Consider the following 10,679-nt stretch of genomic DNA (forward strand, 5'->3'; position numbering starts at 1 on the left):
TGTAATAGCATTTTAAAATTAGTAATTTTATAGTCAAAATCGGTAGTACAGTAAATCGGTATTTTAGTCAATTAATAAATGCTATAAAAAGCCAAAAATCAAAAGAAACCAGTTAACTTTTATAAATAATTCATAAATTATTCCTGAAGATAGAAGCACTCCTTATCTAATTCTTTCTCTAGAGCTATTTGCAAATTCAATTTAGCATTAGAGAATATTCCTATCAACCCTTAATATTACAAACACTTCTATGGCAAAGCCAATTGAATTTAATTTATTTGCACCTTACAACAAAGGAGCCGCATTAATTGGTTCTTTTTCTGATTGGCAAGAAATTCCAATGGAAAAAGGTGATGATGGTTATTTTCGCACAAGTGTTGAACTAGAAGACGGTGTTTATAAATATAAATTCCGCGTTCAGACTAATTCATGGTTTTTTGAACCAGAACAATCGGTTGATGTCACAGATCCTTATGCAACTGATATTGATGAACAGAGTGGTAAAGATAACGGTGTAATCCAGGTCAAAGATGGCAAAAGGATTACCGATACCTATGTTTGGCAACATGATGATAAACCTTTACCTGCTGACCGGGAATTGGTAATTTATGAATTGCATGTCGGTGACTTTTCTGGTGGCGAGGATGACCCTTATGCACGAGGCAAGTACAAACACGTCATTGAAAAGTTAGATTATTTGTGTGAACTCGGAATCAACGCTATTGAGTTGATGCCACTTAAAGAATATCCTGGTGATTATAGTTGGGGTTATAACCCCCGTCATTTCTTTGCAACAGAATCTAGTTATGGTTCTACTGCTGAGTTAAAAAAATTGATTGACGAGTGTCATGGCAGAGGCATTCGTATAATTATTGACGGGATTTATAACCACTCAGAAGCATCTGCTCCGCTAACACAAATTGACCACGATTATTGGTATCATCATGCTCCCCGTGACCCTGATAATAACTGGGGTCCTGAGTTTAATTATGAACATTATGACGAAAAATTAGATATTCATCCAGCCCGGAAATTTATTGGTGATACAATCCGTTTCTGGATTCAGGAATATCATCTGGATGGTATTCGCTATGATGCAGCAAGGCAAATTGCTAACTACGATTTCATGCACTGGATTGTTCAAGAAGCCAAAAAAGCTGCTAGCATGAAGCCTTTTTACAACATTGCGGAACACATTCCTGAAAATACCAGCATTACCAATCTAGATGGGCCAATGGATGCTTGCTGGCATGACAGTTTTTATCACTGTATTCTAGAACATATCTGCGGCGATACATTTGATTTAGAGCGTCTAAAAGATGTCATTGATTGTAAGCGCCAAGGTTTCTTAGGTGCGACAAATGTAATAAATTACCTCACCAACCACGACCATAATCATGTCATGGTTGAATTGGGAAACCGTGAGATTTTTAACGAAGAAGCCTTTAGACGGGCTAAATTAGGAGTAGCCATCCTAATGACTGCTGTTGGCGTACCTTTGATTTGGATGGGAGAGGAATTTGGGGAATATAAACCTAAACAACCTGAATCATCTAAAATTGATTGGACGCTGTTAGGTAATGATCTAAATCGTAGTTTATTTGATTCATACAAAGGCTTAACCAACCTGCGTAAAAATAATCATGCCCTCTACACAGAAAATATTGATTTTATCCACGAAAATCCAGAGGCGAAAGTATTAGCTTATACTCGTTGGAATGATGAAGGTTCTCGTGTAGTCGTAATCGCAAATTTCTCAGAAAACTTCCTAGCTGGCTATCATATTCCTAACTTTGCTAGCCCTGGTACATGGCACGAGTGGACAGCCAATTATGATGTAGAAGCTGGTGATGATGGTATCATAATTGACTTGGGACCATACGAAGCCAAAGTCTTTGTATGGCAGTAATCATATACACTACCACTGAGTCAGTAGTCCAATAGCAAAGAAAAAGGGGGAAAATTTTCTCCCTTTTTCAGTTATTATCTTACTCATGTACAGTGTAATTAGAAATTTGTCAAGCAGAAAACAGGTTATTTTAGGCTATTTTAAAATTTGATGGGTTTGTGTTACACTCTTGAATTGAAGTGCGGATATAAAATTGCCAGAGCATCCCTATGCACAACAAATTATTTAATAGTAATATCGACAACGCTAACATTGAGAACGATCGCGTTTTGTTAACTCCCAATGAAGTCAAATCAAAATTACCTTTAACACAATTAGCCGAAGAAAGAGTTTTAGCATATCGGCAGGAAATAGAAGATATCCTGGATTTTCAGGATCGCCGAAAATTTATAGTAGTTGGCCCATGCTCAATCCACGACCCAAAAGCAGCGCTCGAATATTCTGAGAAGTTGAAAATCTTGGCCGAGCGAGTCCAGGATAACCTGCGACTAATTATGCGAGTATACTTTGAAAAACCAAGAACAACCGTAGGCTGGAAAGGATTAATTAACGATCCAGATATGGATGATTCTTTCCATGTAGAGAATGGTTTACTAATTGCACGGGATCTATTATTAAAAATTACAGAGTTGGGATTACCTGCTGGTACAGAAGCACTAGATCCAATCATCCCTCAATACATTAGTGAACTGATTACATGGTCTGCCATTGGAGCACGTACGACCGAATCACAAACTCACCGCGAAATGGCAAGTGGACTTTCGATGCCTGTGGGTTTTAAAAACGGTACTGATGGTAATATTCAAGTAGCTTTGAATGCCCTACAATCAGCTGGAAACCCGCATAATTTTCTAGGAATTAATCAAAACGGACAGGTTAGCGTCTTTCAAACTAAAGGTAATGCCTACGGTCACGTAATTTTAAGGGGTGGTAGTCAACCCAACTTTGATCCAGCAAATGTCAAATTGGTAGAAGAGAAATTAAAACAGGCAAATTTACCACCGAGAATTGTGATTGACTGTAGCCACGGTAATACCAATAAAGATTACAAATTACAAGGTGCTGTCTTAGAAAATATTGTTCAGCAAATACTGGATGGCAACACATCAATAGTTGGGATGATGCTGGAATCGCAGTTGTATGAAGGTAGTCAACCAATTACTGGTAAACAAGAAGAATTAAAATATGGTATTTCTGTAACTGATAAATGTATTGGCTGGGAAGAAACCGAAAAAATTATTTTAGCTGCTCACGAAAAACTGAAATAAAGACCAAGAAGTAGAAACGCACAGCTGTTATACCATGCGGGGTTTTTCTTTTAACTAGCAATGTCTACGAATAGCTTCTCTACCAGAGGCTAGGCGTAGCTTGCTTGTCTAGTAGGGGTGAGGGTTAGGCTTAGGCAAGCAAATCTACTAAGCCTGTAATGCCTTAAACCACTTATTCAAAACTGTGCTGATGGTTTTCTTAATCTGATGATTACGGCTCCACTTCTGGAATGCCATTTCATACTCTTCGCCTTTCATTTGAAAGGTATTCCAGACATCCAGCCCTACAGGCAATCCGCAGAATAGTAAAATGTACAGCGACCAAGAAATTCCGCCGCCAGTGATTAAATCGGCTAGTATCAAAAATCCATTGAAAATTGTATAATTGCCTAGACGCTTCTGAAATTTTCTGATGCGGTAGGCATCAAAAGCTTTTCGCTGTTGCATTTGGCCTTGTTGTACTAACCAATCACGTTCTGCTAATTTTAAAGACTCAGGTGAAATTTCTAACTCAGCACCGATTTCTAGTATCTGCTCATAAGAAAATTCTGTGTCTTTGTCATCAGCTTGACGTGCGATCGCTAAGTGCAAAATTTGTTGGACATCTTCTTGGCTATAAGAGCGGAGGCTCTTGGGTTCAAAGGCCGTCATAATTCTTTCTCTTATATTAGTTTTAATAGAAATTTCCTGCCCGCTAGATTTTAAGCAGCTACGCCAGCACTATTTCCATTATTCCTACATTAGCAAATCTGGATGCTCTCCCGCATCTAATAATATTGTATTTTTAACTTTGAGTAAAAGGTGTCAATCCCTCCCCTACTCCCCCTCAATGTGAAGACTCTCCAAACATCTGCATATTATCAGATGCAGCAGAGCATAATAACGAAGTAGCAAGCACTAAGAAGGATGTAATTCAATGGTTGGAGAAAATGGATCGATTCTTACCCTATCAGTTGATATTGGCGGTAGTGGCGTTAAAGCTATGGTTTTGGATATTACGGGGAATCCTGTAACGCAAAGAGCGCGTTTAGATACACCCCAACCTGCTACACCAGAGGTTGTAATTAATGCAATTGTTGTGTTGGCAGCATCTCTTGGTGAATTTGATCGCGTTTCGGTCGGTTTTCCCGGTGTGGTAAGGTATGGAGTCACGGAAACAGCCGTAAACTTACATCCAGATTGGATCGGATTTGATTTGGAAACAGCATTATTAAAACACTTAAACAAGCCTGTACGGGTAATTAATGATGCAGATATGCAGGGACTTGGAGCGATCGCTCTTAAAGGTGTAGAATTGGTGATTACTCTGGGTACGGGGTTTGGTTCGGCTTTATTTGTGGATGGTAAACTGGTGCCGAATATGGAAATGGGGCATCATCCGTTTCGTAAAGGCCAGACTTTCGAGCAGCAGTTGGGGCGTGCAGAGTTAGAAAAAATTGGTGAGAAAAGATGGAATAGACGTTTAGAAAAAGCGATCGCATCCTTGGAACATCTGTTTAATTATGATTACCTTTACATTGGCGGTGGTGAAGCTGTGAGAGTGAATTTCCAGCTACCATTAAATGTCAAACTCATCCCCAATATCACTGGTTTATTAGGAGGTATTGCTTTATGGCGAGATGAGAAAAGGTAAAAATTTTTTCAGTATCTACAACTCTTCGTAATCAGCGATTGACTTTTTTATTTGGTCAAGATGCACTATCCCGGACAGCAGCAATGTTGTAGGTTAAAAGAAATATTGGTTAAAGTGAAATGAACTACAATGACTGAAATTGGCCTGATGATGACAAGTATCTTAACAATAAGACAAGCATCTGAGGCTAATTTGCCACAGCAGCAATTATTTCAGATGGAAAATGACGTAAACCAGTCAAAACAGAGTCAGTTAGAGATAACGGCTCAAGTCACACCACCTGAATTCATGCAGACAGATAAGATTTCTCAGGCTTCTCCCTCAGCGATCGCACTAGAGAAAGAACATATACTTAAGAAAATCAGCAAAAAGAATCCGGGACTAGCTTCTTCTAACTTAGGTGAGTCTAAGAAGTATTCTCAGTCTGAAGGTAAAGTCCGTGCAAAGGCTACAGGACGATTCCAGAAGTTTAGTAGCCAACCTCTGCCGACTCTTTATTTCGGTAGCTCTGGTGTTGCTGTCAGAGTCTTACAACAGCTGTTAGTGTCTAACGGTTATGCCGTTAGAGTAGATGGGATTTATGGCGCACTGACAGAGACTGCTGTCAAAGCCTTTCAAAATCAGCAGAATTTAGGTGTGGATGGAATAGTTGGTCAGCAAACCTGGCGGGCGTTGACAATTTAGTTAGGAGTTGGGAGTTATGAAACTTCGTATTATTATTCATAATTCCTGATTCATTAGTGGATACATAAGAAAAAATCACTTTTGTAAATTAGTAATAATGCTGGAAATTTTCTCAAATATGGAGTATATAAGTAACATTTGTACTGTCTTTTGAGGGCAAGAATGAATGATGCTTTGAAATATGACGCGTAGACGCAAAGCAGTGAGCGGATCACAGTAGAGTATTTTAAAGATGGAAATATATGCCACAACATATTCTCTTCAACCGTTACCACCGCTGATATTTTCAAGACGTGTTAACCATTTATTGAAATGCTGGCACTGCTGACGTATTGTATCTAACCCAATATCCATTGCAATCAAGGAGCCATGTAATGGCTTTTCATATCCAAGGCAACATCTGATAATTCGTTTGGATGGGGCTGTTGTCGGATCTTCATTAATATGTTCAGGTGAAAGGAATAAGTTACGCTCTGCCTGTAGGCTATCTACTATACTTTGGTTAAACCATGCGAGAAAAGCTTGTGGATTGCTGTACAGGAGTCCCTCAAACTCATGAACCAGTAGATTGGGGAGAAAATTTTGGTGTTTAATGTCTGCGCTCATTTGCTGCTCAAGATATTCAGCTTTCTGAAATGGGTCATTCGTACTAGGCAGAGAACTGCTTCCTGGAAAATCATTTGGCAATCGATATAAATCAAACATCGTAGTGACAAACGCAGAATCATCTTCAAGGCATTTACGATTCAATTGCGGCTTGATCTTTGCATAACTCACTACCCCACCCTTATTTGTTGAGCTAGTTCGCACAAGAATGGGGTTGAGGTATATGTCTTTTTGCTGAAGATGCTCGCAGAGTACTTCTTTGACAAAAGTTTCTTCCGTTTGTCCTTCTACAAAAACGTGTATTCGGATCATCGTGAAGGTCTCCCACCAAGGATGTTCTTCTTCCACAGTTCTCCTAAGCTGTAGTCTTCAAGCCACTCATGTAAATCATCCTCATTCAATCTTCGGAGTAAGGATTTACCATGATCACGATCCACAACAATTACATCTTCCGCCCTAAATTCATTGAGCAGTTCAACCGACTGAGTTGAAACAATAACTTGTTTTTCTCTGGCGACAGAGCGCATTAACGATGCAAGAACAGTAATTGCATACGGGTGAAGACCTAGCTCAGGTTCATCAACCAAAATCGTTTCAGGTTGAAGGGAAGTAGGTTGCAAAAAGACAGTGACCAGGCATATAAAACGAAGTGTTCCATCCGAAAGAAGATGAGCTTTAAATGGAATATCCTGACCTTGCTCGACCCATTCCAACTCGATCACCTCATTGTTTTGTGGAGAAGGACGTAGATAGAAATCACCAAAAAAAGGAGCAACAAGTCGAATTGTTTTGACAATTCGCCGATAAGATTCCAAATAATTTTCACTTAAGAAATATAGGAAAGCTGCAAGATTACGCGCATCAGAACGCAAGTAAGCATTATCATTAATTCTGTGTGGTTGCTTCACATAAGCGCTATCGCTTGTGTCATGGAAATGATAAACCCGCCACTGCCGCATGGTGGGCAATATGTACTTGTCAATTCCTGTCCCACTGCCTTGTAAAGCCTTAGTCTCAAAATGACCACTACCGATTTCACGCTCCCCGATCTTGTTCCACCAAAAACACTCTTTGGAAAACATCAGACGGTTGTCTTGAGTTGGTTCAAGCGTAGCGAAGTACCCGTTGTTTCCAAAATAAAGCTTAATCTTTAGTTGCTCAGTTGTTTTACGGCCAAAATGCAAGATCGCATCGGGGCCACCCTGGCGGCTTACCAAAACTTGCAGATTCCTCTCAAGCATCTGCTGAACCATGCGAAAGAAGCCTATGAAGTTAGATTTACCTGCACCATTACATCCAATAAGTACGTTTAGTTTCAAAAGCTTAAGGTCACATTCAGCAATAGACTTAAAGCCCTTCAAAACAATCCTTGATAGTTGGCTGTCACTGGTCAGATCCCTCATGTAATGGTTTCCTGATTTTTAAGCTTTTGGGCTGCTTGTTTCACAGATAGACCTTAATAGTAATCGTGATTTAGATTATCTAGCTAGGATCAACACATTTTATCAATAAGACTAATTAATTATCAATAATTTCTGATTTATTCGCATTATATCTTGCTTGTTAAAAATATCTTATACGTAGGGCGTAGCCCGTCGTAGATATCGCTTTCGGATTTGGAACACTAATCAAAAGGTAAATCCTTATTATTGTGTTAATACATAAATAAAGTTTTTTGTCCAGATTAATTTACATACCCTTACTATACACTTAGGTTAAGCTCGAAATCCTTTGTAGAGACCTTGCAATGCAAGGTCTCTACATACCAAAAATCCTTAACCTAAGCGTATTGAGTTAAATATGGTACAGCTTTTAACTTATTATCGGTACTTATGTTGCTCTAATAGCTGTTGCGCTCTTGGCTTGTAAATTAAATAGAACAAAGCCTCAATATAACGCAACAAATCTTCCCGGTTCTCCTTTGAGGTAAAGTTCCAGAAGCCATAAATCCGTGCTAATGACAACAGCTTAGTAGTGTGAATTTTCCAAGTATAGAAGCTGTAAACTCGCTCAATTCCTTGCTGGGAAATCTCATTCCAATAGTTAGAATTCTGCTCGCATTTAGTGATAAAGCCCACAATTTTTACGGCTGTTTCGTTTAAATTTGTTGGGTTAATCAAAAAACCATTAACTTTATCTTGAATAATCTCCAGTGGACCACCAAACTGTGTGGCAAAAGTCGGTAATCCTGAAACCATCGCCTCTAAAATTGTCAAACCAAAAGCTTCAAATAAAGCTGGTTGCACAAAAATTCCCTGATGATCAGCAATTACTCGGTAAATTTCACCAGAATCAGTTTTAGACAGGCGCACACCCAGCCAACGAATCTTCCCGTGGAGATTGTACTGGTCAATTATTTGGTAGAGTTTGATAATTTCGTCACGTTCTTCGTTGTCGCCTGATTCTTCGACACGTAATTTACCCGCTACCAAAATTAAATTGCAATGCTCTTGTAGTTCTTGACTTTGACCAAAGCATTCAGCTAAACCTGTGAGGTTTTTAATGTGGTCGAGACGCGCCATTGAAAAGAGAGGACGCTTGTTAGGATCGTCGAGTTTGCCAAAGATTTGCGCGGGATCTTCCAGAGTAAAGAGTGTTTCTGCAAGGCGTTGGCGATCGCTCTCTACTCGGTCTTTAGTCTGGGAGTAGGGGAAATAATTATTTTCGTTGACTCCAGGTGGTACGACATTAAATTTGGGACTAAATAATTCAATCCCATTCGTTACGTGATACAACTCCGGCATGGTGAAGCATTTATAAGACTCATACTGTCCCACACTATCCGGTGTCCCGACAATTTCTTGGTAGGTGCTGCTGATAATAAAATTGGCAGCATTCATCGCAATTAAATCAGCTGTGAATTGCAAAGAAAAATGATATTTATCTTCCAAATCTTGCCAGTAGAGGTTACTGAACAAGTATTTAGATTTTTCTAAAGCATGGGCAACATTGCATTGGGTAACTTTTAGCCGTCGCGCCAACAAAAAGGCCACTAAGTTCCCATCAGAATAGTTACCAACTATTAAGTCAGGTGTGCCGTGAAATTCTGCCCGTAGTTCTCTTTCTGAATCAATGGCGAAAGTTTCTAAATAAGGCCAAAACTCAAACCGGGAAATCCAGTTTTGAGTCATCTTGGGATTAAATTCCCGCAAAGGTACTCGCAAAATCCAGGCGTTTTCGGTACCGTGGACTTTTTCTAGCCGTTGATTACAAAGAGTGCCATCACTGTTGGGAATCAAACGGGTGAGAATAATCACCTTTGGCTCGACATTCAATCCCTCTAAACCAGCTAGCAGGACATCTTCTTGCAGCTGCTTCTCTAGGCTTTTTGCCTGATCAAGAACGTAAACTACCTGACCGCCAGTATCGGGACGCCCCAACACTCCCTCTTGCCCAAACCAACCATGAGCTGACACCAAGACGATTTTAAAAATCATCGGGATGCGAGAAATCAAGGCTTCTAAGGTCTGGGCATCGGCAGAATCAATCAATTCATCAAGAATATTTAAGCTTTCCCGCACACGCCCTGCGGTGTTACCCCAACCCGGCTCAAAACCCATTGTCTGCAATTGGAACCGAAATTGTTCGTATGGTTGATCATCGGGGCGATTATTAACAAAACTGATAGCTTTCTTAACTTGCTCGGAAAGTTGCTGCTGTGATTGAATGCGATCGTTGATCAGCAGTTGAACACCGTTGTAGTGGTGCAGGCGCAAGAAATTAAATAAGCTGTCCAGCAATTGTTTGGAGTCTTGAAATAGTTGGCTGGAAAGATAGCGGTTGAGAAATTGCACTCCCTTACCAATATTTTTGGGGTCGCGGATTGTTGGAGAGTAGTCATAAAACGGGCCAAAGTCCAATTCTAGCAGGCCGCCCTCGTTAGGATGAAATTTGTTCACCAAGCGATCGCGCAAATCCAGCAAATCCTGCACCGTCATCGGCTCAATGCTCAAGTCTGATGTCAACCAATAAACTTCTTGGCTGGCAATCTTAGAACGGATGATGAAACAGAAATTTGAGTCCTCCTGAATAATTTCCTGGGTATAGTAAATAAGTTTGCCTAACTCAGAGGAAGTGCAAAAAGTCTCAGGTTTCTGAGACTTTGAGCAATACTCACTATATACATTGAGTATGTCGTTCCGCAGCAAGTACTTCTTTTCTTGTTGACGTAATTCACTAATAAAGGAACGCAAATCACTTCTTTCTTCACTATCTAAGACTGCTTGAAGCAATTCAGACATGGCAACTCCATTAGATGACGATGTTTGCATTGTTAGCTTTCAAGGCGAGACAAATAAGCCTCCACCTTTTGTGAGACCACATATAAACACGAAATAACACAGATAAATCATATTTATCTGTGTACTACAAGTCTCAACTTTTCAGATGGCACTTAAATCATGTTCTACTTTATTTAAAGTATCTATGACTCAGTATTTTTGGATCTAACTAAAGGAATACAATTTTTATTTATTTTGATAGATGTTAGGGTGTGTCATCAAATAGGCATCAATCTATTTTAGAATTAGTGGCTGATGGAAAATTCAGAAGAGTGAGGAGTGTTATCATGACACGTCGT

The 10,679-nt window shown here is 39.6% G+C and carries 8 protein-coding genes; 4 read left to right on the forward strand and 4 right to left on the reverse strand.

Going from position 1 to position 10,679, the window contains the following annotated elements; all coding sequences use genetic code 11:
• The first annotated feature begins 250 nt into the window (after positions 1-250).
• Both V7K15_RS19575 and V7K15_RS19580 read left to right on the forward strand, forming a co-directional pair.
• Entirely contained in the window at positions 251-1,909 is a 1,659-nt protein-coding gene (locus tag V7K15_RS19575; protein ID WP_334907835.1) for an alpha-amylase family glycosyl hydrolase, read from the forward strand.
• A 209-nt stretch (positions 1,910-2,118) separates the two neighbouring features.
• Positions 2,119-3,177: a 3-deoxy-7-phosphoheptulonate synthase gene (locus V7K15_RS19580; RefSeq protein WP_334907837.1), complete on the forward strand. Its 1,059-nt coding sequence runs from the start codon at positions 2,119-2,121 to the stop codon at positions 3,175-3,177.
• A gap of 147 nt (positions 3,178-3,324) precedes the next feature.
• Here the strand turns inward: V7K15_RS19580 and V7K15_RS19585 are convergent, their stop codons facing one another.
• Positions 3,325-3,828: a 2TM domain-containing protein gene (locus V7K15_RS19585; RefSeq protein WP_334907839.1), complete on the reverse strand. Its 504-nt coding sequence runs from the start codon at positions 3,826-3,828 to the stop codon at positions 3,325-3,327.
• A 265-nt stretch (positions 3,829-4,093) separates the two neighbouring features.
• Between V7K15_RS19585 and V7K15_RS19590 the strand changes: the two genes are divergently transcribed.
• Together V7K15_RS19590 and V7K15_RS19595 are read left to right on the forward strand one after the other, a co-directional pair.
• Positions 4,094-4,810: an ROK family protein gene (locus V7K15_RS19590; RefSeq protein WP_334907842.1), complete on the forward strand. Its 717-nt coding sequence runs from the start codon at positions 4,094-4,096 to the stop codon at positions 4,808-4,810.
• A 129-nt stretch (positions 4,811-4,939) separates the two neighbouring features.
• Positions 4,940-5,494, forward strand: coding sequence for a peptidoglycan-binding domain-containing protein (locus tag V7K15_RS19595; RefSeq protein WP_334907844.1), 555 nt, complete (start codon positions 4,940-4,942; stop codon positions 5,492-5,494).
• Between the two features lie 261 nt (positions 5,495-5,755).
• Here V7K15_RS19595 and V7K15_RS19600 read toward each other — a convergent pair whose 3' ends face one another.
• The 3 genes from V7K15_RS19600 to V7K15_RS19610 form a co-directional block, all read right to left on the reverse strand.
• Positions 5,756-6,412, reverse strand: coding sequence for a DUF4276 family protein (locus tag V7K15_RS19600; protein ID WP_334907846.1), 657 nt, complete (start codon positions 6,410-6,412; stop codon positions 5,756-5,758).
• On the reverse strand, positions 6,409-7,503 hold the full coding sequence (locus V7K15_RS19605) for an AAA family ATPase (RefSeq protein WP_334907848.1): 1,095 nt from the start codon (positions 7,501-7,503) through the stop codon (positions 6,409-6,411). Before V7K15_RS19605 ends, V7K15_RS19600 begins: the two co-directional genes overlap by 4 nt.
• 417 nt (positions 7,504-7,920) lie before the next feature.
• Positions 7,921-10,341, reverse strand: a complete 2,421-nt coding sequence (locus tag V7K15_RS19610; RefSeq protein ID WP_334907856.1) for a sucrose synthase — start codon at positions 10,339-10,341, stop codon at positions 7,921-7,923.
• Between the last annotated feature and the right edge of the window lie 338 nt (positions 10,342-10,679).

This window comes from Nostoc sp. (assembly GCF_036919815.1).
GTDB lineage: Bacteria > Cyanobacteriota > Cyanobacteriia > Cyanobacteriales > Nostocaceae > Nostoc.